The 24,180-nt window shown below is 47.2% G+C and carries 21 protein-coding genes; 18 read left to right on the forward strand and 3 right to left on the reverse strand.

Annotation, left to right across the window (positions count from 1 at the left end; translation table 11 throughout):
• Positions 1–66: 66 nt before the first annotated feature.
• Positions 67–213 (forward strand): hypothetical protein, encoded by a 147-nt coding sequence (locus U1I11_RS04730; RefSeq protein ID WP_322904226.1) that lies wholly within the window; start codon positions 67–69, stop codon positions 211–213.
• 199 nt (positions 214–412) lie between these two features.
• Here the strand turns inward: U1I11_RS04730 and U1I11_RS04735 are convergent, their stop codons facing one another.
• A complete protein-coding gene (locus U1I11_RS04735) occupies positions 413–766 on the reverse strand; it encodes a winged helix-turn-helix transcriptional regulator (protein WP_322904228.1) in 354 nt (117 codons plus the stop codon).
• Positions 767–1,157: 391 nt separating this feature from the next.
• Entirely contained in the window at positions 1,158–1,397 is a 240-nt protein-coding gene (locus tag U1I11_RS04740; protein WP_322904230.1) for a hypothetical protein, read from the reverse strand.
• 461 nt (positions 1,398–1,858) lie between these two features.
• Between U1I11_RS04740 and U1I11_RS04745 the strand changes: the two genes are divergently transcribed.
• From U1I11_RS04745 to U1I11_RS04820, 16 genes are all read left to right on the forward strand, one after another.
• Entirely contained in the window at positions 1,859–2,695 is an 837-nt protein-coding gene (locus U1I11_RS04745; protein ID WP_322904232.1) for a hypothetical protein, read from the forward strand.
• A gap of 214 nt (positions 2,696–2,909) precedes the next feature.
• Complete coding sequence (locus U1I11_RS04750) at positions 2,910–3,713, forward strand: SDR family oxidoreductase (protein ID WP_322904235.1); 804 nt, start codon at positions 2,910–2,912, stop codon at positions 3,711–3,713.
• A gap of 622 nt (positions 3,714–4,335) precedes the next feature.
• Positions 4,336–4,713, forward strand: a complete 378-nt coding sequence (locus tag U1I11_RS04755) for a DnaJ family domain-containing protein (protein WP_322904236.1) — start codon at positions 4,336–4,338, stop codon at positions 4,711–4,713.
• A gap of 216 nt (positions 4,714–4,929) precedes the next feature.
• Positions 4,930–7,536 carry an ATP-dependent helicase HrpB gene (gene hrpB, locus U1I11_RS04760; protein ID WP_322904521.1) on the forward strand — a complete coding sequence of 869 codons (2,607 nt, stop codon included), beginning with the start codon at positions 4,930–4,932 and terminating at the stop codon, positions 7,534–7,536.
• 366 nt (positions 7,537–7,902) lie between these two features.
• Entirely contained in the window at positions 7,903–8,082 is a 180-nt protein-coding gene (locus U1I11_RS04765; protein WP_322904238.1) for a hypothetical protein, read from the forward strand.
• 314 nt (positions 8,083–8,396) lie between these two features.
• Positions 8,397–8,636: a hypothetical protein gene (locus U1I11_RS04770; protein ID WP_322904243.1), complete on the forward strand. Its 240-nt coding sequence runs from the start codon at positions 8,397–8,399 to the stop codon at positions 8,634–8,636.
• A gap of 54 nt (positions 8,637–8,690) precedes the next feature.
• On the forward strand, positions 8,691–9,842 hold the full coding sequence (locus tag U1I11_RS04775) for an acyltransferase (protein ID WP_322904244.1): 1,152 nt from the start codon (positions 8,691–8,693) through the stop codon (positions 9,840–9,842).
• A gap of 85 nt (positions 9,843–9,927) precedes the next feature.
• Positions 9,928–10,290 (forward strand): replication termination protein, encoded by a 363-nt coding sequence (locus U1I11_RS04780; protein ID WP_322904245.1) that lies wholly within the window; start codon positions 9,928–9,930, stop codon positions 10,288–10,290.
• 219 nt (positions 10,291–10,509) lie between these two features.
• A complete protein-coding gene (locus U1I11_RS04785) occupies positions 10,510–11,517 on the forward strand; it encodes a Gfo/Idh/MocA family protein (protein WP_322904246.1) in 1,008 nt (335 codons plus the stop codon).
• Between the two features lie 73 nt (positions 11,518–11,590).
• Positions 11,591–12,595 carry an aldose 1-epimerase gene (locus U1I11_RS04790; RefSeq protein WP_322904247.1) on the forward strand — a complete coding sequence of 335 codons (1,005 nt, stop codon included), beginning with the start codon at positions 11,591–11,593 and terminating at the stop codon, positions 12,593–12,595.
• A 587-nt stretch (positions 12,596–13,182) separates the two neighbouring features.
• On the forward strand, positions 13,183–13,887 hold the full coding sequence (locus tag U1I11_RS04795) for a metal ABC transporter ATP-binding protein (protein WP_322904248.1): 705 nt from the start codon (positions 13,183–13,185) through the stop codon (positions 13,885–13,887).
• A complete protein-coding gene (locus U1I11_RS04800; protein WP_322904250.1) occupies positions 13,833–14,753 on the forward strand; it encodes a metal ABC transporter permease in 921 nt (306 codons plus the stop codon). Before U1I11_RS04795 ends, U1I11_RS04800 begins: the two co-directional genes overlap by 55 nt.
• 69 nt (positions 14,754–14,822) lie before the next feature.
• On the forward strand, positions 14,823–15,851 hold the full coding sequence (locus U1I11_RS04805) for a metal ABC transporter substrate-binding protein (RefSeq protein WP_322904252.1): 1,029 nt from the start codon (positions 14,823–14,825) through the stop codon (positions 15,849–15,851).
• Positions 15,852–16,277: 426 nt separating this feature from the next.
• Positions 16,278–17,195: a TetR/AcrR family transcriptional regulator gene (locus tag U1I11_RS04810; RefSeq protein ID WP_322904253.1), complete on the forward strand. Its 918-nt coding sequence runs from the start codon at positions 16,278–16,280 to the stop codon at positions 17,193–17,195.
• A complete protein-coding gene (locus tag U1I11_RS04815) occupies positions 17,188–18,681 on the forward strand; it encodes an MDR family MFS transporter (RefSeq protein WP_322904254.1) in 1,494 nt (497 codons plus the stop codon). Before U1I11_RS04810 ends, U1I11_RS04815 begins: the two co-directional genes overlap by 8 nt.
• Before the next feature lie 257 nt (positions 18,682–18,938).
• Positions 18,939–20,087 carry an NADH-dependent flavin oxidoreductase gene (locus U1I11_RS04820; RefSeq protein ID WP_322904255.1) on the forward strand — a complete coding sequence of 383 codons (1,149 nt, stop codon included), beginning with the start codon at positions 18,939–18,941 and terminating at the stop codon, positions 20,085–20,087.
• 763 nt (positions 20,088–20,850) lie between these two features.
• On the opposite strand, the gene U1I11_RS04825 is transcribed toward U1I11_RS04820, so the two are convergent.
• Complete coding sequence (locus tag U1I11_RS04825; protein WP_322904257.1) at positions 20,851–22,584, reverse strand: alpha/beta fold hydrolase; 1,734 nt, start codon at positions 22,582–22,584, stop codon at positions 20,851–20,853.
• 301 nt (positions 22,585–22,885) lie between these two features.
• Between U1I11_RS04825 and U1I11_RS04830 the strand changes: the two genes are divergently transcribed.
• Entirely contained in the window at positions 22,886–24,100 is a 1,215-nt protein-coding gene (locus U1I11_RS04830; RefSeq protein WP_322904258.1) for an MFS transporter, read from the forward strand.
• Positions 24,101–24,180 lie beyond the last annotated feature (80 nt).

Below are 24,180 nucleotides of genomic sequence, written 5' to 3' on the forward strand. Positions count from 1 at the left end.
ACAGTTTAATAACTGTCTATGCTACCGGAATCAAGCGTTTGGCGAAAGACAAAGGAGTGAACGGGCATGTCCATAGATCGTTTTATTTTGGAAAAATTAAGTCAACATGCTGACAAGCATACCCGCACCAATTTACTGCGTTTGTTTATTATTCGGATTCGCAGAGCGGAAAAGCTGGAAGCTGGCAGATCGCGACAACCCGTAAGCCAATAATCGCCCTTTTTATAAACGTACTACTAGATGATGTTTCCATCGAATATCGGAATTGCTGCCGTCTCGCTTTGTACGATGTCATCAGCAGCTTGAACGCATACAGTTCATACAATGATTGTATAAACAGTCCAGTCATAATAAATAACCGGCTTCCTCATGGAAACCGGTTATTTATTGTACTTGGACGTATAATAGTTCATCACTTGGCAAGCTCGCTATATGCCTCATCTTTGCAAGTAGAAGCAGGTTCTACCCAATCCTGAGACCAATCCTGAATGCCACGGATGACACTTTCAAGCGCAAGACCTTTTGAAGTCAATTCATATTCAATACGCACGGGAGTTTCCGGGTAAACATGACGAACAACCATGCCTTCATGTTCAAGGTCTTTAAGACGCTCTGACAGCAAGCGACCGCTTACAGGCAACGAGGACTGAATAGAGCAAAAGCGTTGCGGACCATTAAGCAATTGATAAATGATCAGACCGTTCCAGCGTTTGCTTAAAATTTGCATCCCTTTTTCAAATCGGGGACAAAGCATTGAAGTATCCATCTATATCACCTCTTTTGTAGGTCTATTATAACACACAATATACATTTGATACAGACTAACCTTTTAGATACGAGATAACTTTATATATATTTCTTTTAAAAAGCTATCCGATTACTTAAAGTAAAATTGCGTTCAATTCGTTTTGTTGAACTGATTTAACATCGAGTTTACGTCCACTTTAATAATTTGACATAAAAATACCGAACTCCTGCAATAATTAAAAAATTGCAGACGTTCGGCGGTATGATACTATGTAATGTTTGCTCCTGTAATTGGCTAGTGTCAGCAATAGCGAAGTTCAAAAACAGAAAGGGCCGTACGGAATCCAATTCCGTGTTCCAGGCCCGTCTATGCAACCATATATTTTGCTGTATATTCTCTCTGTGGTAGCTCAATAGAGCGAAAGTGCAAGCGTGTCACTCTCACGATACGTATGCAAAATAGCTTCAGAGCCGATCACTTCAATACTAATAACCGTGTCCAAGCAGTTTTTGATCATTTTTTTGCCATGTGTTATTTTATTCTCAAGGGTTCTGCGCAGTAATCTTAGCAACTTGGATACAGGCTGTGTATTGTCGGCGTTAAAGTAAACAGGAACCATTTTGTCCTCTAACAGAATTGTGGTCTTCACTATTAATCACCTCATTGATTATAATTGATTATTTAAAGTTAGAAGTTTAGCGGTTGAAAGCTTGTAAGTAGTGTGCAGTAAGTCGTTCCGCTCCGCTAACTTGACTTTATTGTAATCACCTTTCCTTAAAAAAAACTTAAAAGAACCTGATATTCACCTAAAACCTCAGACAATTCATAACATCGAGGCAGCAAATATTTAAACTGATGGTAGGCTTTATAACTTCAAATTAAGGGTAATAAGTAGATAAGTTTAAACGCAATGAGTAAAAAGTTGTTTATTGCACTGCTGCGTTAACATTTCACTACAGAAATATTTGAAAATAATTGACAAATTTAAGGCTATGGTGCTACATTTAAATAGGAAATAAGAACCATATAGGTATTAAAAATGAACATGAATACCCTTTTATATAGATATAAAAGCTCACATGTCAATATTGAAGGGAGAAGACCCGCGATATGTTTGCTCCAAACGCTTTTAACAGTAAAAAGCTGACTTTGAATGAAAAAGAGCTTTTTTTTCTGGCTGGTATGATGGGCTTTAATCGGGTAGCAGGCATCCGCGATCCTTTTCCGAATGATCGTATGGAAGAATGGATTCATGGTTGGAAGCAAGTTGGCGTATCGTTACTACAAAAAGGCTTTATTAGTGGGGACGCACTGGAACAACTGCTTGCGCATCCGCCGTTTGGACAAGAAAGCCCTGACGTGAATGTAGCTTATAAACGAGGTTGTTGCCTACGGTATAGTCATATTCCAGAAACAGGCGCGCTTGCTGTCAATGTGCATTATTATTTGAATGATGATGGAATTTTTGAAATTCGTCTCGCAGACGACATGTCAACCAAATATGAACTGACTCGGCTTGGCACATTGCAGCAGTCTTGTGATCATGTGCTAAGGCAGCTTCATTTGAATAGTTATGGGGCGGCAGATATGCCAGCATTAACGTTCCCACGACAATGGTTTGATGAACATGTGCATTTGCGGGATATGTTTTATTTGCCACAACTGGCGCACGAGCTTTTTGCGATGACTGGAGATGAAGAAGGGGCGCATCTGTTTGCTGGAGTAATTGCAGATAACCGGCTGTATGCGGAGCTGCAATTTTCGCATTTGGAGCCTTCTGGCTGGCAACGGCAAGGTGCTGTATTGCTTGCGGATCGCACAACAAACTGGATTGTGCGGCAGATGAGTCATCAGGAAGCGGATTGGGTTGTGGCGGTGCCGCTAGATAAAGACCATTTTCATACTATTTTGCTGGACTGGATTGAACAATCAAATGTCGCAACGTGAGTTGTTTATTGCGGCTAACGCGCACTCAAAGTGAATAGGTTATCATTGGAGCCAGATTGCTATATGCAGTCCGGCTTTTTTCGTCCAACAGCAGGCGTTTCAATAGAGCGTAATATACATTAATATGATTTCATAACAGGAGCATTTGGGTAATTCCTGTAGCAAGCTACCAGCTGTTTGGGCTACACTAATTATTCTAAAGGAGTGAATGAAGATGGAATCGACCACACAGGCAGAGCGTTTTGACGGTCAGGTTGCTCTCGTCACCGGAGCCGGTTCAGGCATCGGTCGTGCTACAGCACTTAAATTTGCCGAGCAGGGGGCGCGCGTCATTATTTGTGATCTGTCTCCTGAACGCGTTCACGAGACGGAAGCTGAAATTAACGAACAATATCCGGAGGCTGCCAAAGCATTTGTGACGAATATTACGGATGAAGAACAGGTAAAGCAGGCGGTACAGCAAGGAGCAGCCCATTTTGGCGGTTTGCATATCGTCTTTGCGAATGCCGGTATTAACGGAGCGGTAGCGCCGATCGATGAGATCAGTTACGAAGATTGGCAGCGCACGATCAATACGAATTTAGGCGGTACCTTTTTGACGGTTAAATATGCATTGCCGTTTTTGAAACAAAATGGTGGCAGCATCGTCATTACGAGCTCAATTAACGGCAATACGACATTTGCCAGCTTTGGCATGTCCGCTTATAGCACTTCCAAAGCAGGTCAAGTCGCTTTTGCGAAAATGGCGGCGCTCGAGCTGGCGCGCTCGCAAATACGCGTTAATGTCATTTGTCCGGGCGCAATTTCAACCAATATCGATCAAAGTACAGAACGCAATGAATCGGTAGAAAAAATTGCGATTCCGGTGGAATTTCCGCTCGGTAGACATCCACTGGCAGGTCAGTCTGGCACTGTAGAAAATGTCGCTAATCTGGTGACATTTTTATCTTCTAGTGAAGCATCTCATATTACCGGTGCGCAGATCGTAATTGATGGTGCGGAATCGCTGCTCTGTTAAGCGATTGTTTAAGGATAGCGGTGAACGGCATGATGTAGGGAGATGTGGGCGCGAAGCTGATTATTGTTCATACTTATGTAAAAGCTGCATCAAGCGCAGCAGTAATAGCTCGCTAAATGTACGTATCACGAGTACATTGTGTCCATTAAATTCATGGTGTGCCTATTTTATGATCGCTTCATCATCAATACGGTCAAATAGGTTCCAACGTGAGTTTTAAGTGAGACAATTTGCTAGAGGGCAGATGCAGTTGATTTTGTTACACATATTAAGCGCAACGTTTGTATGTCCCGAATTCGTATACGTTTGATGTACAGTTGTATGTTTGAGTATAGTTGTATGTGTAATACAGCCAACCAATGTATCACCAGGGTCGTATAGCTTTCATGCGACCCATAAGTGCTTGAGAAAGTTGCAGCTAGACGAGAGCGCTTAAGTCATGTATTGTTCAGGATAAATTTGAATACGCTTACAAATTATACAAGACGCTACTAGCCGCCTGTCTGATGATCGGTACAATTGATCATCAGGACAGGCGGTTATTTTATGGTATATTAAAAGGAATCATACTGGAATTATTGCTAACTTGAAGACGTGAAATAGTAACATGCTAAAGAGGTGAATGCGGATGCTGTCATGGCTTGCTGATCAGATGATTGAAGAAGCGATGAAACGCGGTGAATTTGATAATTTGCCGGGCAAAGGGAAGCCGCTCGATTTGGAAGACTTGTCCCATGTACCGGAGGAACTGCGTGCTGCTTATAAAATAATGAAAAATGCTAATATTATACCGGAGGAGTTGGCGCTCAGGCAGGAAATGCTCACACTTAGCGATCTTATTGCTGTTTGTCAGCATGATGATGAGCGGCTTCGTTTGCGCAAACAACTGGATGCAAAAACGCTGCGCCTCCATATGCTGACTGCGCAAGCGGATTGGAGCAACAATGCCGCTTACAGTCGATACGAAAGTAAAATTCGGCAGCGGCTTACTGGCTTGTAAAACGGCGCTGGCACGCTTTCAATTTAACGAGAAAGGAACTTTTTTTTGACTGATTATAAACAAGAGTTTATGGATGATGCTGAAGCCGAGCAAAATCAAGCTAAGCAGCATAAAACCGAGCAATATCAAGTTAAACAGCATAAAGCTGAACAACATCAAGCTAAACAACATCAAGTCGAACAATGTAAAGCTAAACAAGGCGATATCACACAGGCGCTGTCCTCGCTGCCACTGCCTGTGGATGAATTGATTCCGGCGTTAAAGCAGCATTTGCAGCAACAAGGGGTGGCAGTGCTGATCGCTGAACCTGGAGCCGGTAAAACGACGCGTATTCCGCTCGCTTTGCTGGAGCAGCCGTGGCTGGCTGGACGGCGTATCATTATGCTGGAACCGCGCCGCTTGGCGGCGATGTCGGCAGCACGGTATATGGCAGCAACGCTCGGTGAGCGGGTTGGGCAGACGGTCGGCTATCGGGTTGCACTTGATACACGGGTGAGTGCAGCGACACGAATTGAAGTGGTCACCGAAGGCATATTGACGCGTATGTTGCAGCATGATCCATCGTTGGAACAAGTGGGACTAGTTATTTTTGATGAATTTCATGAGCGTAATTTGCATGCTGATCTGGGGCTTGCTTGCGCATTGGATAGCAGGTCTCTTTTGCGTGCTGATTTGCGTTTGTTGGTCATGTCGGCAACGATGAAGCCGGAACCGGTGGCGCATTTGCTTGGCGAGGCACCTGTGCTACGTAGCGGGGGGCGGAGCTATCCGGTAGAAACGTATTATGAGCGCGGTGAATCGGCATTTACGCTATATCGCAAACGAGGAGCGCGGATGGAGCCAAAGCTAGTCAATGTCATTCATAGAGCATTGCGGGAGCATGATGGGGAGATGCTCGTATTTTTGCCGGGAATGCGTGAAATTCGGCGTCTAGAGCAAGAGCTAATAAATGGTAGTCAGCAGCTGCCGAGCGGCACGGATGTCGTTATATTGCACGGCGGTTTAAAAGCGGAGCAGCAAGATGCGGCAGTGCGACCGCGTACAGATGGGACGCGCCGGGTCATTCTATCCACTTCACTGGCAGAGTCTAGTGTGACGATTGACGGTGTATCGATTGTGGTCGATAGCGGGCTCATGCGTACGCGTGTGTTTGCGCCTGGAACCGGGATGGAGCGGATGGAGACGCGGCAGGTGAGTGTTGATGCGGCAGATCAGCGGCGCGGACGTGCGGGCAGGCAGCGTGCTGGCGTCTGTTATCGACTGTGGAGTGCGGAGGAGCATCGTATGTTGCCAAGCGAGCGCAAGCCGGAGATGCTACAAACCGATCTGGCGCCGCTTGTATTGGAGGTCGCCGCCTGGGGCAGTAATGTGCATCATATGGCATGGCTTACGCCGCCGCCTGAAGCAGCTTACAGTAGCGGTCAACGTTTGCTGCAACAGCTTGAAGCATTGGATGAGCAGCAGCGCATTACGGCACATGGACGGCGGATGAGCACACTCGGTGCACATCCGCGCCTTGCCCATATGATGATTAAAGCGGCAGCGCTCGGGTTACATACGGTAGCATGCGAGCTGGCTGCGTTATTACAGGAGCGGGATATTTTGCCGCCTACTGCCGGAATTGAGTTGTTGGAACGGGTACGTGCGCTGCACGGTCAGAGCAAACACCACGCCGATTTGGCAGCAGTAGAGCGGATTAGGCAGTGGACGAACCGGTTTGCACGTCAGTTAAGCGAGTTGGAGCGAACGGAAGATGCTACGCGAATGACTCAAGTTGCGGTTCAGCAGCAGGCGCCATCGATGGCAGCATCGTCTGTGAAGGCAGATTGGCATTCGGCAGAGCGCTCGCTTGGCGCTTTGCTATCGCTCGCTTATCCCGATCGGATCGCGCAAAATCGAGGGGATGGTCGCTTTCTGCTCCGGACTGGTCGTGGCGCGTTATTACCTGCCACTAGTAGCGATGGGCATCTACTTGCGACCGCACCGTATATCGTTGCGGCAGAGCTGGATGATAGCGGCAGCGATAGCCGTATTTTGCTGGCGGCAGCGCTCGCGGAAGATGTACTAAAGCAGCTGCATGCGGCGCAACTATCGGACGGCACCGAAGTGACGTATGATGAGGAACGCGAAGCGATTCGTGCGCAACAGGTGCAGCGACTTGGGGCGATCATCTTGCAGGCGGTCAATGATGCTGCACCGCCTGCCACAGCGATTCGGAGCGCATTGATTCATGCATTGCAACATCACGCGCGTGGACTCGACTGGCTGAACTGGAGCAAATCTGCTGTGCAGCTACGTGAACGAATGGCACTTATGCATAAGCTACAGCCAGAGCGCTATCCGGCGATGGATGATGCGGCATTGCTAGCGCAAGCAAATGAGTGGTTACTGCCATATATGGGCGATATTCGCCGCCTGTCAGAATTGCGGCGGCTGGCGGTATCCGAGTTGCTGCTTGGTATGCTCGATTGGCAGCAACGGCAGGAGATGGAGCAAACAGCGCCTACGCACATAACGGTACCAAGCGGCTCGCGGATTCCGATTAATTACAGCGATCCGGAGCAGCCATTTATCGCGGTACGATTGCAGGAGATGTTTGGTTGTACGTCCACACCATTGCTTGGCGGAAGGATGCCGCTAACTATTCAATTGTTGTCGCCGGCAAGCCGTCCGGTACAGGTGACCCGCGATTTGGCAAGCTTTTGGGCACATACTTATTTTGAAGTTAAAAAAGACCTGAAAGGACGTTATCCTAAACATCATTGGCCGGATAATCCGCTGCAAGCGCAAGCGACGAATCGTGCCAAACCACGGCAGAACTGACGGACAGATTGCCAATTGAGCTGAATCGATTGCTCGTAAGCAGACCAAGTTAAATTTAAATTTTATTTGTGTACTTACATCCTGATAAATAAAAGCTTGAGCCAGTTTCAAAATCAAAATTAATCTTGGTTAATTGGCGGGCTTGCCATTAGGAGTGTGATAGTATCAAAAAAAGATTTGGTGTGGGATCGTAAGCCGGTACGTTAACTTTATGCTATCTATAATGGTCAGCCAAATGATAACGATCGTTGATCTGTCCGCTCAAGTTTTGTTGATCGTTTAACGATGTGCGGATACGGGTAATATAGAAGAAGCCGGATAATCACGGCAGACAGATGAGTGAAAATGCGACAGGAGGCGATCAACATGACGGATAAAGACGAACAACACGTAAACAAAGACAATCAGCCGCATAATCATCGAACCGAGGATGATCCGAAACATTCGGAAACACGCAAAGATGTCAAGCCAAAGGACACCAATGAGGACAGTCAAGGCTCCGACAATAAAATCACTTCTTATTCGAATGGTGGGTACGGTGTATAAGCCTTCCTTCCAGCTACGATTATATACAATCATATATGGATGAGCGTACTCTTATTGGTGACATCAAGATGCATGATATCCCGCCATACTTGGGCAATTTGATAATAGTCCTTATGTGTGGCATTTGCAGACCCATTCTCGGTCGAATTATTTCCGAGAATGGGTTTTTCGTCATTATTAAACAAAATTCGACTTCGATTTAGCCGAATAATTAGCGATTCGGTCATAAATGCTCTATCCGTTTTATAGAATTGACGTTATACTGACAGTGAAAGGCTGAGTATCTTTCAAACTATAAATGGGAGGTAATTCTGATGCAAACGATGATGTCAACTGGCATGATGGACAATTATCAGCAACCTGGTCAAACGTCAGGCTCGCTCAAAGAAAAAAAGAAATCGCGCCGCAAATGGATGAAAAAGCTGCGTAATGAGCTGCGTATGCCAGGTGCTGCACCACAAACACCAGGTTCGATTCCCGCTCCCAAAATGCCTATTCCACAATCGGCTTCTGAGCCGGAATGGAGCAATCAGAGCGCACTTATTAGTAAATAATGCCGGAGCACAGCAGCATTGCGATTGCAAACGGAAGGATGACAGAACAGAAAGATGAGTTTAAAACAAAGACTTGGCGAGATCGAAATTTTGCGTGGCATGGCCTTTGCCGCCGTTGTGCTACAGCATTCGATCGCTCATTATTCTGTTGCCCCGCAACTGGCGATGGGCGATGGAGCAAGGCTTACACTTTTGCTAATAGCGGCCAAATTTGCGGTACCGGCCTTTATTTTCATTACGGGGCTGGTGCTTTTTTATAATTATGACGGTGAGCTAGCGTACGGCTCGTTTGTCCGCAAACGGTTTAACGATATCGTAGTGCCCTATTTGCTATGGACGCTGTTTTATACCGTACTGGCGGGCACATTTGCGCTGAAACCGATACAGGAATGGATACCGACGTTGCTGCGTTACGTATTTACCGGCAAGTCCAGCTATCATCTATGGTATATCGTGATGATTATTCCGATGTATTTGCTGTTTCCGTGGCTGCGCCAGTTTGTGCGCAAATTGTCGGCAATGATCCAGGGAAGCGGACGCCGGGCGTTATGGCTGATCATCGCGTTGACGGCGGTGTATGAAGTATTGTTGCTGCTGCTTCCGTCGCTGATGGGTGCGTTCGCTGCATGGCATATTCCAGTGCTGACGCCGTATTTTACGACGTATGCGGATCGCAATATCGTCTATTATTTGTATTATTTTGTGCTTGGCGCATTGGCGGGCTTACATATTAAGTTTTTCCTGGATGTGTTGCAGCGGATCAAATGGCTGGTGTTGCTTGTATGCGGGGTTTTTGCCGTGTATTATAGCGGGTTGGTGCTAGGCGGGTTTCCAGCGGAGACAGGTTTTGGACGTCGATTTATGACTGTAGTGTTGTTGCAGCCGTGGATGGCATTGTTTCTGGTGGCACTTGTGCTGCTGATGTACCAGCTTGCGCTCAGTATCGATCGTACGGCAACGGATCGCACTAAACGGTTTTGGTTAACGATTAGTCGTTATTCGTATGGCGGTTATTTGGCGCATGCGTATATGCTGCGGCTGACGTATATGCTGGACGACCGGTTGTTGGGCGGCTGGAATATGACGCTACGTACGGTGATCGTTTGGCTCATTGCGCTGGCGCTGTCGATTGCGCTGACGTATATGCTGTCCAAGTTACGGTTTGGCGTCTGGTTAACCGGTATTCCGGAGCGAAAAGCCCGCTAGGGCTTTTTTTGTTGTTAAAAACGGTGAAAATTTCATATAATAGAGAAGGGTTTCATTTGCCACAATGCAAAAAGGAGTGAGCAGGATGGCATTTATGATCGCACAGCGAGCGTTTATTAAGCTGTATTTGATTACGATGGTGGAAGAACACCGTGGTTATGGCTATGAGATGCTCGAAAATATGAAAGAGCGTTTTAAAGATTTTGGTTACTCACCACCGCAAAGTGAGATTTATCGTGCATTGCATGAATTGGTGCATGATGGTATTTTTTATCGCACGAAACAGTTAAAAGGCAATGATCCGAAAGTTGATTTTCAGGAGATTGTTATTTATCATTTTACAGATGATGGGCGCGACAAGGCGAAGCTATACAAAAAGCAGGTGAAAACCGATTTGGATCGCTGTATCGGCATGCTAACACGAGCGGAAACGGACAATTACAGGTAGGTCGTGTCATTTATTTGTACAAGCGAGGCTGTGCGGACGGCAGTACAGTAGCTTTACGCTAGGGTGTAGCTATTGTATGCTGTACGTTTGTCGGCGGGTGGTTTGTCGTCAGGTAGGCGAAGCGTATGTAGGCGCAAGTGCTGCTGGATAATGGGTTTAACAAGCGAAAAGTTCTGACTGACCTGCTCTCAATAGTGAAGACGAAGGGAGAGTGCCGCCATGACGGAGCGTAAATTGCAATGGGGAATTATTAGTACCGCTGAAATTGCTGTAAGCGTCATCATTCCGTCGATTCAGGAATCGGCGCGTAATGAAGTATTGGCAATTTCGAGTCGTAATGTGGAGCAGGCTGCCGAGGTGGCAAAACGCTGCGGTATTGCTCGTTTTTACGGCAGTTATGAGGAAATGCTGGCTGATCCGGATATCGATGCAGTTTATATTCCGCTGCCCAATCATCTGCACAAACAATGGACGATCAAGTCGGCACAAGCGGGCAAGCATGTGTTATGTGAAAAGCCAGCAGCACTTGAAGCGGCAGATGCTGCCGAAATGGTCGATATGTGCCGCAAGCAAGGTGTAATGTTCGCAGAAGGATTTATGTATCGGTATCATCCAAAACATGATCGGGTACGAGAAATTATTCACTCCGGCGAAATTGGCAGGCTGCGCAGTATGCACGGTCGTTTTACGTCCAACAATGCGGATGATTTGGACAATGTGCGTTATCGGCGTGAGATGGGCGGCGGCTCGTTGTATGATCTGGGCGTGTATCCGGTATCGGCGGCACGGATGTATTTTGGCGCAGAGCCGACGGCGGTAACGGTGCATGCGATGTTTTCCGCTAAGCATGATCATGTCGATATGATGGCATCGGGTTTACTGGAATTTTCAGATGGGCGCTCCGCTACTTTTGAATGTGGTATGTGGGCGTATCCGAGCTGTGCGCTAGAAATTATCGGCACTAAAGGACGCATTAAATTGCCGTATGCGTTTCGGCGCGACGATAGTGAAGATGAGCCACAAGTGACGGTATATACGGATGAAGGCAAGCGTGAGGAACATATTGAGCTTGCCAATCATTTTGCTTTGCAGGTGGATGCGTTTGCCGCTGCTGTGCTGGACGGAACGCCGTTGCCGTATAGTCCGGAGGATGCTATTCGCAATACGCGTGTCATTGCCGCATGTTTGGAATCGGCGCGCAAAGGTGAGAAAATTCGGATTGTGTGATGCCTGGGAGCGTTGTATGACACATATAGGGCTTCGTTATACTATATTTGATGTGGAGAAAAGGGGAATTGTGATGACTAATCATGCCAGTGCTTTTGAACAATCTTATCAGGGTGAGCCAGCGGTATGGCTGCGCTATCAAGAGCTTGAAGCTATCGTATTGCCTGGCGTCGGCGCCAATCTGATCGCTTATCGTGATCATGGAAACGGCTACCGTTTCTTGCGCGAGCCGCAGGAGGGAGAGATGGATGATTTCCGCGCCAGCCCAGGTACGCATGGCATACCGGTGCTGTTTCCACCAAACCGGTATGAAGACGGTACGTTTACATGGAACGGACGGACGTATACTTTTCCGATCAATGAACTAGCTACGAACAATCATTTACACGGATTTTTGCATACGATTGTGTGGGATGTGGACGGGTATGAAGCCAATACCAATGAAAGCCGTGTGGCGCTGAGCGTGACGATTGATGAATCGCATCCTGTGTATACCTATTGGCCGCATTCGTTTACGGTGCGCCTTGTGTACACATTGTCAGAGCGTGGTTTGCAGCAGCAAGTGAGCGTGCAAAATTTGGGCAATGATCCGATGCCGATGATGTTGGCATTCCATACGGCGCTTAATGCTCCATTTGCGCCGGACAGCACGGCAGACGATATGAGTTTTAAAGCGACATTTGGTCAGCGGCGGGCGATGAGTGAGCGGATGTTGCCAACCGGACAATTTCAGCCATTGTCGGACTGGGAAGAACAGTTGAAAACGACCGGTGCCAATCCATATACGGAAGCGATGGACAATCACTATACAGCAGTGCCGCAAAATGGGCGCAATATTGCTGAACTTGCCGATCAACGTCTTGGAATTAAGCTCGTTTATGATGCAGGTACTGGCTACAAGCACTGGATGATCTGGAACTGTGAATCGTCAGGCACATTCCTCTGTCCAGAGCCGCAAACGAATTTGGTGAATGCGCCTAATGTGGATTTGCCGGATGAGGAAAAAGGGTTTATTAGTTTGCAGCAGGGGGAAATTTGGGAAGAAACTTCCCGTCTGTATGTGGTGAATCATCTGTAAAAGTCTGTAAAAGAAAGTAGGCTGCATATCGATATTGTTGCTGCCTATGCAGGTGGAAAGAGCGCATATCCAACGTCTAAGCTGAAAAAGGGGAATCTCCGCTGAGAGGTTCCTCTTTTTCGGCTGTATTGTGTAGACTTAATGTGTGATCAAGCAGATCGACGTAACATACAAGCGGTGTGTATGTATTCATATGATCATTATTGTTCTTCTATAGAAGGAAAACGATTGGACAGAACCGTGATTGCAGTAATAGCGAAAAATTTTTTGTCATTATCCATAAAAAGCAGCTGGTGTCTATCAAATTAAGGGTACAATCAGATGAAGCGAGTCCAGTGTTTTTTTGTCGCTATCAATGCGCTGTTGTATATTCATATTGTCACAATTGGTGCTAGGGACGGTATTTGTGGCTAAATCGTAATTATTTTGGATAGACGCTTGACAATGCTGAGCGGGCAGGAGTAAAGTAAGTCAGGTGATATTCGTAATATTTACGAAGAAAAGAAAATGATCCGGAATGGACTGCAAAATGGGTGTTTTCCAACATACAACAAGAAGAACGCAGCAACAGGAAAGGAGTGCTTTACGTGTTACTGGCTTCCATGCAGGATGTCGTGTTTGGATATGATCGTGAACCGGTCGTGAATCGGTTATCGATGGACATATACAGCAATGAATTTATGGCATTAAGCGGGCCGAACGGTGCCGCCAAAACAACATCGCTCAAGCTGCTGCTCGGTATTTTAAAACCGTGGAGCGGGCATGTGCAAATTAATCGTAATGAAAATGGAGGCAAACCGGTGATCGGTTATGTGCCTCAGCAGGTTGCCTCTTTTAATAGTGGCTTCCCGAGCACCGTGTATGAGCTGGTGCGTTCCGGTTGCTCGATGCGGCTTGGCTTGTTCAAGCGCTTTGGCAGCAAGCAGGCGGCACTTGTGCAAAGTTCACTTGAAGCGGTAGGGATGTGGGAACTGCGCGATCGCAAAATTGGCGAGCTGTCCGGTGGGCAGAAGCAGCGTGTATGTATTGCGCGCGCACTCGCGCAGGAGCCGGATGTACTCATTTTGGATGAGCCGACAACCGGGATGGACTTGGAAAGTCGTAAAGGATTTTATGAATTGATGCGTCATCATGTGACGGCGCACGGACGAACCGTTGTGATGGTAACACACGGACTGGAAGAAGCGGAGCCTTATCTGGATCGCACAATTCGTCTGGAACGAGAGGAGGGTGGAGGATGGGCATGTTTGACTACGAGTTCATGCAGCGTGCATTTTGGGCCGGAGGCATGATCGCGGTTATCGCTCCATTGCTTGGTGTGTATCTCGTTTTGCGCAGACAAGTGCTGATGGCGGATACGCTATCGCACGTATCGTTGGCAGGTGTGGCGATCGGTGCGATTGCTGGCATTAACCCGTCTGTAGGCGGATTTATGGTGGCGGTGCTGGGAGCGCTCATCATTGAGCATATGCGCAAAAACTTTCGCGGTTATGGCGAGGTGTCGATTGCGGTCATTATGACCGGTGGTTTGGCGCTGGCGCTCGTGCTAATGAGTATGGATTCCGGTTTGACACGTAGTTTCAGCTCGTATCTGTTTGGCTCGATCGTTGCTGTCAGTACGGAGCAGCTATGGATTATTGGCGCTGTATTTGTGCTTGTAATTGGATACTGGGTCGTGATGCGGCGTCCATTGTACAATATTACGTTTGATGAGGAAACTGCACAAATTGGTGGCACACATGTGCGCTGGTTATCGCAAACATTCTCGGTATTGACCGGGATGACGGTAGCCGCAGCGATGCCGATTGTCGGCGTGCTGCTCGTTTCTGCTTTGATGGCATTGCCGGCAGCGCTGGCACTGCGTTTTGCACGCGGTTTTGCTTCAGCGCTAATTATGGCAGTGTTGATCGGTCTGATCGGTATGTTTGGCGGTCTGACCACTTCCTATTATGTGAACACACCTCCAGGGGCGACTGTTGCTCTGTTGTTGCTATCATTTCTGTTGATTGGATTAGGCATTCAGCGTGTTCTGAACCGTATGCGCCGGGGCAGTGATAAGTTGGCAGGGCCTGATCTCGATAGCCGCCGTTTCTGGCAGCGGCAAAGCGGTAATGCACAGCAGAGCAAAGTACAAACTGAGGTGCTTCATAAAAATTAAATACATGGGCAGGTCGCCAAGCGGCTTGTCCTCACTATTCTGATGGAGTGGGAAGGAGAATACATCATTATGAACAACAAACGCAATTGGTTAATGGTGCCTGCTGCAATGCTGCTAAGTTTGGGGGTTGTACTGGCTGGCTGTGGCAATAGCGGCAACAATCAGGCGGCAAGCCCATCGTCGGAAAGCACATCAGGTGCTGAAACGACCGGTACGGCAAAGCTGCACATTATGACGAGTTTTTATCCAATGGAAGAATTTACATCCAAAGTTGCCGGTAATTTGGCTGATGTTGAAGTGCTGATTCCACCGGGTACAGAGCCGCATGATTGGGAACCAACTCCACAGGATATCGCCAAAATGACACAAGCGAATATGATCGTCTATAACGGCGCTGGTATGGAAAGTTGGATCGATCAAGTGAAAGACTCGATCGGCAGCAATGGCCCTGTGTTCGTGGAAGCAAGTAAAGGTGTAAAAGTTTTGCCGGGAATTGAAGAAGAAGGCGAAGCGGCTGAACATAGTGATAGTGAAGAAGCAGCAGGTCATAGCGAAGAAGGGCATGATCATGGAGCGTACGATCCGCACGTATGGTTGTCGCCAGTACAGGCACAAACTGAAGTGAAAAATATCGAAGCCGCATTGATCCAGTTGGACCCGACTCATGCTGACCAATATAAACAAAACGCCGATGCATATATCAAGCAGTTGGAGCAACTCGCTGCCGATTACAAAGCGGGTCTGTCTAACACTAAACGCAAAGACTTTATTACCCAGCACGCTGCTTTTGCTTATATGGCGCGCGACTATGGCTTAACTCAGGTGCCGATTACCGGTCTGTCGCCAGAGCAAGAGCCAACTGCGGCACAGATGGCAAAAGTCGTTGATTTTGCTAAACAGCATCATGTAAAAACAATCTTTTTCGAAACGCTCGTATCGCCACAAATTGCGCAAACGATCGCTAATGAAGTAGGCGCCAAAACAGCGGTACTTAATCCGCTCGAAGGTTTGACCGATGCACAGGTGAAAGCGGGCGAAGATTATATTTCCGTCATGCGCGAAAATCTGGCTGCACTGGAAAAAGCGCTGAACGAGTAAACATTTTGTTAGTTCGTTAGATCGATGCGACAATCCGAAGCGTTGGATATGGCAAAGACTGTAAAACTAATCAAGCCGGATGGAGATGGACTGTATAACGGCTTGCGCTGACGGTGCGCGATATGAATCGAGACGAAGATTATACAACCGGCAAGTTTTCTCGAGGGAGAACTTGCCGGTTTTTTATTTATTAGGGTATATCTGCTACAGCCTACTCAATTGGCGTACACGCCCTCCTACGCTCCCAGTCATATTTCAAAAAAACGCAGAAAATAATGAAAAATTTACATAACGCATGTTTGACTTTGCAAAAAACGAGGTATAAAATAATGAAAAGAACTGATCGGTTCTGCTAGTACCGTTAAGTTTTTAGATAGAGATAACATACACATAACTATTACTTCATTTTGTAGGAGATGCCTCGGTATGGGAGATGATCGTAAAAAAGCGGTGTTAAAAGCGGGCGGGCAATTGTTTGCAGAGAAAGGATACTTCGCCACAACCGTGCAGGACATTGCCGAGCAGTGCAATATGTCCAAAGCATCCATTTATAAAATGTTCCAGTCCAAAGAGGACATTTTGCTGCAAATTATTCGTACGCTGCATGAAGAAATTGTAGGCTCGACCCGCTCGCTTCATTTTGATGATGAGGTGATACCGCGTGATCAGCTCGTGCAGAAATTATCCGTACAGTTGCAGTCGTTTGTCATGAAGTACGATTTTTTTGTGAATTTGAATCAAAATATGCCGTTGGAGCTTGGTTCGCAAATTCGCCAGGTGATGCTTGATTTCAAGCGTATGATGTTAAACTGGCAAAAGGAAGAACTGCTGCTTGCTTACGGCAGCCGAATTGAACCGATTATATGGGATTTGTCAGTGTGCATGCAGTCGATATCGAGAGAACTGCTTGTTCTGACTCGTCTGGATCAGAAGCTTACGCTGACAGAGCAGCATATTCAGTATATCGCTGAATTCATTGTCGATACAATTGAAGGGATCATCGACAAGCGGCTTGGACGCCCACCGGTCATTGATGAGGAAGCGGCAGAACGGATGAAGCTGTATGAACCCGATGCGAATCGGCGTTATTTTGGCGAAAGTGAATGGCGCAAAAGTGTGCGCGAACTGTTGCAGGCAGTCCATAAGCATAGCCCGGAGTCGGTTCGATCCGATCTGCTTGCAGCGGTAGAACGTCTGGATGCAGAGCGCCGTAAAAAAGCGCCGCAAACGTTTATGATGGATGCGTTAATTTCTTATTTAAAGCAGCGTGAAGAACTTCAGGCTGAGGTTGCCTACTTGCAACAGGTTTATTTTGCAAATTGGGAGGACGAGAAACATGGCTAATACAGTGGCAGAACCACAGCCTAAATTAAATGTTAAAGTGATTGTAGCGATTATGCTGGCAGGTGCCTTTGTCGCTTTTCTTAACCAGACATTGTTAGTTACTGCACTGCCGCATATTATGCGAGATTTAAACATTGGTGCAACGTCTGCACAATGGCTCACGACGATTTATATGCTCGTTAACGGGATTATGATTCCGATCACCGCTTATTTGATCGATAAATTTAATACACGCGCCTTATTTTTAACATCGATCGGTTTGTTTGCGCTCGGTACGCTCATTGCTGCTATTTCGCCGAGTTTTGGCATATTGCTCGTCGGGCGTGTCATTCAGGCGGCAGGTGCCGGTATCGTGATGCCGCTCATTCAAACGGTATTTCTGTTGATTTTCCCGAAAGAAAGCAGGGGAGCAGCAATGGGCATGATCGGTCTGGTCATTTCATTTGCTCCGGCGATCGGGCCGACATTATCCGGCTTTATTGTCGATACATTTTCGTGGCGTGATCTGTTTTATATCATTTTGCCGATTGCGGTTATCGACCTTGTGATTGCGTTTTTTGCATTAAAAAATGTCGGCAAACTGCGCGATCCGAAACTTGATATGGTATCAGTCGTATTATCGACCATCGGTTTTGGCGGTTTGCTGTACGGCTTTAGTACTGCCTCCAAAGGTTGGAATGATCCGACCGTGCTAATTACGGTTGCGGTCGGTGCGGTCAGCTTGCTGCTGTTTGTGCGCAGACAGTTTAAGTTGGAACAGCCGTTGCTTGAATTCCGTGTGTTTAAAAATCGGTTGTTTACGATTTCGATGATCATTACAGTCATTGTGTTTACAGCGATGATCGGCGCGTCGACATTGCTGCCGTTGTACATTCAAAATGCACGCCATCTATCCGCCGTGCAGTCCGGTTTAATCGTATTGCCAGGGGCGATTTTAATGGGCGTTATGTCGCCAATTACCGGTCGTATTTTCGATAAAATCGGTGCCAAAAAGCTTGGGGTAACCGGTCTGACATTGCTGCTACTTGGCACCGTTCCGTTCACATTGTTAAGCGATCAAACACCGATTTGGCAGATCGTCGCCATGTTTGCGCTGCGCATGCTCGGCTTGTCGATGGTAATGATGCCGGTCACGACAGCCGGTCTCAATCAGTTGCCCAACCATCTGTTATCACACGCAACGGCGATGAACAATACGCTGCGTCAAGTCGGCGGCTCGATCGGTACGGCGGTGCTAATTACCGTATTTACGAATGCCTCGGCAAGTGCGGCGATGTCCGGCAAAACAGCTGATCTATCGATGATCCACGGTACGAATATGGCGTTTACGGTCGCTTCGATTTTGTCGGTGGTCGCACTGTTTATGATGTTCTTCCTTAAGGAGCCACCACTTCGGAATCGCCAAGCTGCTACAGCAGATGTGAAGGCAGATGAAGGCAAACGAAATCAGTCGTCGCAACAAAACAAACCGGTATCGCAATCGTGATACCGGTTTTACTTTGCAGTGGTAGAGAATAGTAGCGACGATAAACGGCTAACCGTGACGAGATAAAAAAGTGAGCATAGACGCTGTATAGAGCGAATTGAGAACATATTGTTCATTTGCTAACAGAAAAACTTGCGCAAAATTAATTTGTTTACTATACTATACTTTGTTACTTATAATAATATCCTAGTAATAATATGCTGACAGCCGGTCAGATCATACATTACACACTATTATAGAGACAGGAGAGATTGACCATGAATCCGAAATATCAAGCTTTGTTCCAACCTTTTACGCTAAACGATGGCATCGAACTTAAAAACCGCCTCGTACTGGCGCCGATGACCCATTCTTCCTCCAATCCGGATGAAACAGTATCTGATGCGGAGCTGGAATATTATGCAAGTCGCAGCGCTGGTGTCGGTTTGTCGATTACAGCCGTTGCGCATGTAACGCCAAATGGTAAAGGTTTTGCCAATCAGTTCCGCGCTGTTGGTGAACAGTTCACACCAGGTCTAACCCGTCTGGCAAACACGCTCAAACAGAACGGTTCCAAAGCGGTCTTGCAAATTTTCCATGCCGGTCGTCTCGCACCAGCCGAGCTAGTTGATGGTGATGTCGTAGCACCGAGCGCTGTGCCAAGCGAGCGCGGTGATGGCGGTCAAGGCACAACTCCACGCGAATTAAGCGTACAAGAAATTGAAAGTATTATTAAAGATTTCGGTACGGCAACCGCCAATGCGATTGCGGCTGGTTTTGACGGCGTGGAAATTCACGGCGCAAACGGCTACTTGATTCAGCAATTTTTCTCCCCACATTCCAATCGTCGTACAGACGAATGGGGTGGCGATGTGCACGCACGTCTTGCGTTCCCACTCGCCGTCGTCGATGAAGTGCAACGCGTTGTGAAAGAGCAGGCAAAAGGGCCGTTTATCGTCGGCTATCGCTTCTCGCCGGAAGAACCGGAAACACCAGGCATTACGATGGCAGATACACTCGTATTGATCGATGCACTAGCTGACCAAAAATTGAGCTATTTGCACGTATCGCTCATGGAATACAATTCGGTACCGCGCCGTGGTGTGGAAGATACACGTTCCCGTCTCGAAATTATTCAAGAACGTGTTGGCAACAAAGTGCCTGTTATCGGTGTTGGTTCGGTCAAAACACCGGATGATGCAGCCGCTGTACTGGACACCGGTGCACCGCTCGTAGCGCTCGGTCGCCAATTGATCGTCGATCCACAATGGGTTGAAAAAGTAGCATCCGGTCGCGAGAGCGACATTTTATACACGATTAACAAAAATGATCAGCAAACGCTCGTTTTGCCTGATCCGCTATGGAATATGGTCATTAATATTCCGGGCTGGTTCCCTGTTGTTGAAACGGAACAAGTAACGAAATAATTCGCACTTTACCAAAATAACTCAATTTCTACCGAAATAACTCAATCTCAAACTAAATCAAGTGCATGAGCAGCGGAATACACGAGCCGATATGTTCTATCACTTAGGATCGTTCTGCAATCATGTTAATGCACTGTCTTGATTGCAAATTAAGTATGAACGCAATTCAATATGCTCATACTCAATTGATCATACAGTAGTCATCATAGATTAAGCTAAGACGAGGCAGTAAAGGCAATCAGAATTGCTGAAGTAAAAAATAGCCGCACAGTTGTCCAACACTGTACGGCTATTTTTATTACAGGTTGATTTTGCCAAGACGTGTCGACAGACTGCTCGATACGCTTAGTTGACATGAGATTACGCTATACAAGCGGTTCACTTTATTTTAAACAACTGTTTTACATAACAAAATGACGAGATAGTTCGTTTGAACACACTACGTAATAGATCGACCGCGCTAACTAAAATATAATGTCGCCTACATAGCAGCTTGTCTGAAGTACATTTACAGCATGTCGATCTAACCATCAACCATCGCTTGAGTATGAATAGGTTAAGGACATGTTCGAACACAACTTTCACTTGAGACAGCCTAATAACAGGCGTACGTTCAGGTGATAAACAATTTTTGGCAAATGAACGTATGGCAATCCAGCTCGATTGTATTCATAATCCAGTTTCGATCGTATCGCCCAATATTTCGCTTGATCAGCGATCATACGTATAGTATCTATACAACGTTGCCAAACATCACGCAAGCTTATTCTGATTCCGAATACGTCTGCCCGTTGGCATCCACATACACAGACTTAATCAGTGTGCGTTTGTACGGCTTGCCTGCTGCGGTCATACCGTTAATATCGGTCGTAATCACATAGTTGGAAGGAGTGCCTGCTGTTGGTGTCGGAACACTTGCTTCCATTTGTCCGGCGATGAGCGAGCGCTGCGCGGTAGACGGTGGCGCGATCTTTTTGCCATCGGCATCATAATAATCGACCGTATAGTTGGCAGTTGTGCGTTCAGAACGCAGCCCTTCGGTTTGCAGTTTCATATCCAGTGTGCCGTTGCCGGAAATGGAGGCGTGCAAGCTCGCATTGCTGGCGCTTGATCCGTACACAGCTGTCATCAAATAAGCACCGGAATGATTACCGACAGCACGCACTTGCCAATTGCCAACGGCTGGCTGTTCCAAACGAGCGATATGGTGATAGGCACCTTTAAACATATTATCATCCTGAGCGCTTTGCACCGTAATATGCTGACGTTTGCCATCCGGTGCGATCAATTGCAGTTCTCGCAGTGGCTTATTGCTAATCCAGTCCAGTGTGATCGATTGTACTCCATCTTCCACCGTCAACGCTTCGCTGGCTGTGCCGTTGGATTGACCGCCACGTACGTACAGATGACCGTTAGGCAGTGGAGCATCGGCAGTTGCATCGCTGCTGGAACTGCCGGAAGCAAGCGCTGTGGCGGTTGAATCGGTCGCGGTCGTCGGTTGATCTGTTGGTGTTTCATACACATTTCCGGCGACGGTCGAATCGCCGTACACATTGGTGCTAACTGAGTTTACAGTTGTACGGGATGCAGACAGCGATGAGGCTGCCGGTGCAGCGCTTGCCGCCGCTCCGCTCACCGTGCCGATATACGGTTGGAACAGATTGAACGTATACGAGCCAGTGCGCACGGTCGCATGATTCCACGGCCCGCTGCGAATGAGTGTAGCGCCAGGCAGGAGCGCACTTGCGGTCGTTACAACACCATCATTGCTGCCAAATACCGATAAATACGCGCCGCCAAATGTATAGGATGCTTTGTTAGAGCCAGACCATTTATTACCGCTTAGCGTATAAAATGGAACTTTGTTCACATCGGGGTCTTTGTCCATTTCGGAGCGAAAATATTGCATATACGCGGTTTGCAATGAGCTTGTACCTGGGTTTTGTGAACCGACCAGCTCGGCAAGCCAGCCTGCCCAACTGCTGTAGGCGAGGTCAGCCAACTCGGAACCGTGATGTGGTGTACTGAGCGTAATTACCCGGCTTACATAAGGATAGGCATTGTAGCGTACGAGTGCAGCCTGTGTATCGACGCCGCCTTTGCTGTGGGCGATAATGACGATTTTTTTGCCGCCATAGTGCTGGCTGATTTCTTTGATTTTGGCGGCAAGTAGTTCGCCATCTTTCCACATATCTTCCGGTGTGCCGGTAACATCGTACATGTTAATAAAGGCGGTCTGGTAGCCATTGTTGTAGGCATATTGATACATATCATTGTCTTCATACCAAATTTTTGCCTGACTGGTCAGTCCGTGTACGAATAAAAGCACCGGTTTATCAGGTGACAAATTTAGCGGTGTTTGCCCAGCCGCCCAACCGCCAGGTACCGCAGCAACAGTCGGATTAACCGGTGCCATATACGCGTGTTGTGGCAGTAGCGGTAGCGCGATACTAAGCGCGAGTACACCTGCTAGCCATTTGTGTCGTAACATCATCATGATCCTCCTCGATTATGTAATATATGGGAAACGATATTCTCCCTCACTGTATAGCAGCTGTATTAAATCTGTTACCTAAATTTGTGATCTCTATGTTTAACTGTACAAAATGAACGATAAAAATTTTAATGATGGCACTGTACACGATTTACGTACAGATGTGAGGTATTTTCGTGGCAATTGGGTATAATAAAAGTCGTGACTACATACATTACGGCATGCTCGTTATGTACCGCTCGGATTAAAGCTGGAAAGGTATGTAACAAAAAGTACAAGCATGCCGAGAAAAAGGGGTTAGACGATGAAAAATATGGAACTGTTGCGCAATCCAAAACAGCGTAAGTTGCTGTTTAGCGCAGGGTTTAGCTGGATGTTTGATGCGATGGAGGTCGGGATGATCTCCTTTATTGCGGCGGCACTGGCGAAAAGCTGGCAGCTTAGCCCACAGCAGATCGGTTATTTGACCAGCATCAATTCGGTCGGTATGGCGGTTGGGGCGATTGCTGCCGGTTATTTGGCAGATCGGTATGGACGCAAATCGATTTTGCTATGGACATTGCTTATTTTCTCGATTGCGAGCGGCTTGTCAGCGCTTGCGACCGGATTTGGCGTGCTGTTGTTGCTGCGTTTTATCGCTGGTTTCGGTCTGGGCGGCGAGTTGCCGGTCGCTTCGACGCTTGTATCGGAATCGGTCGCCGTAAAAGAACGCGGACGTGCGGTCGTGCTGTTGGAAAGCTTTTGGGCGTTTGGCTGGATTATTTCGGCGGTGGTGGCGTACTTTGTGATCGCGCGTTATGGCTGGCAATGGGGCTTTATAATCGGGGCGGTGCCAGCGCTGTATGCACTGTATTTACGCCGTGCAATCGACGATTCACCGCGTTATTTGAACCGAACAGCGGCAGAACGACCTTCATTTAGGCAAGGGTTGCAAGACATTTGGAGCAGTCAGCATCGGCGGGCGACGCTGATGGCATGGATTTTATGGTTTACAGTCGTGTTTTCATATTATGGTATGTTTTTGTGGTTGCCATCGGTGATGGGTTTAAAAGGGTTTACATTAATCAAAAGTTTTGAATATGTGCTCATTATGACGCTGGCGCAATTGCCGGGTTATTTTACAGCAGCGTATTTTATTGAAAAATTTGGACGTAAATTTGTGCTCGTTGTGTATTTGCTGCTAACGGCGGTAAGTGCAATTTGGTTTGGCTTTGCGACGAGTGAATTGTCGCTCATTTTGGCGGGCATGTGTTTGTCGTTTTTCAATCTCGGTGCATGGGGTGGATTGTATGCGTACACACCGGAATTGTATCCGACACGGGTACGTTCGACCGGAACGGGAATGGCGGCAGGTTTTGGACGAATCGGCGGTGTGATCGCGCCGTTTCTAGTCGGCATGCTCGTCGGTAACGGGGTGGCGGTAAGCAGCATTTTTATTCTGTTTTTCATCGCGATTGTGATCGGGGCGATGGTGGTATTATTCCTCGGTAAAGAAACAAAAGGGATCGAGCTGGAATAGTCAAGTTTCCTCGATCCATAAGCTGTTCGTTAGCGCGCTGAAACAAGCTGCGCTGGCGAGCAGTTTGTTTTATATAGCCT

Origin of the sequence: Paenibacillus campi (assembly GCF_034659835.1) — a bacterium.
Taxonomy (GTDB): domain Bacteria; phylum Bacillota; class Bacilli; order Paenibacillales; family Paenibacillaceae; genus Saccharibacillus; species Saccharibacillus campi.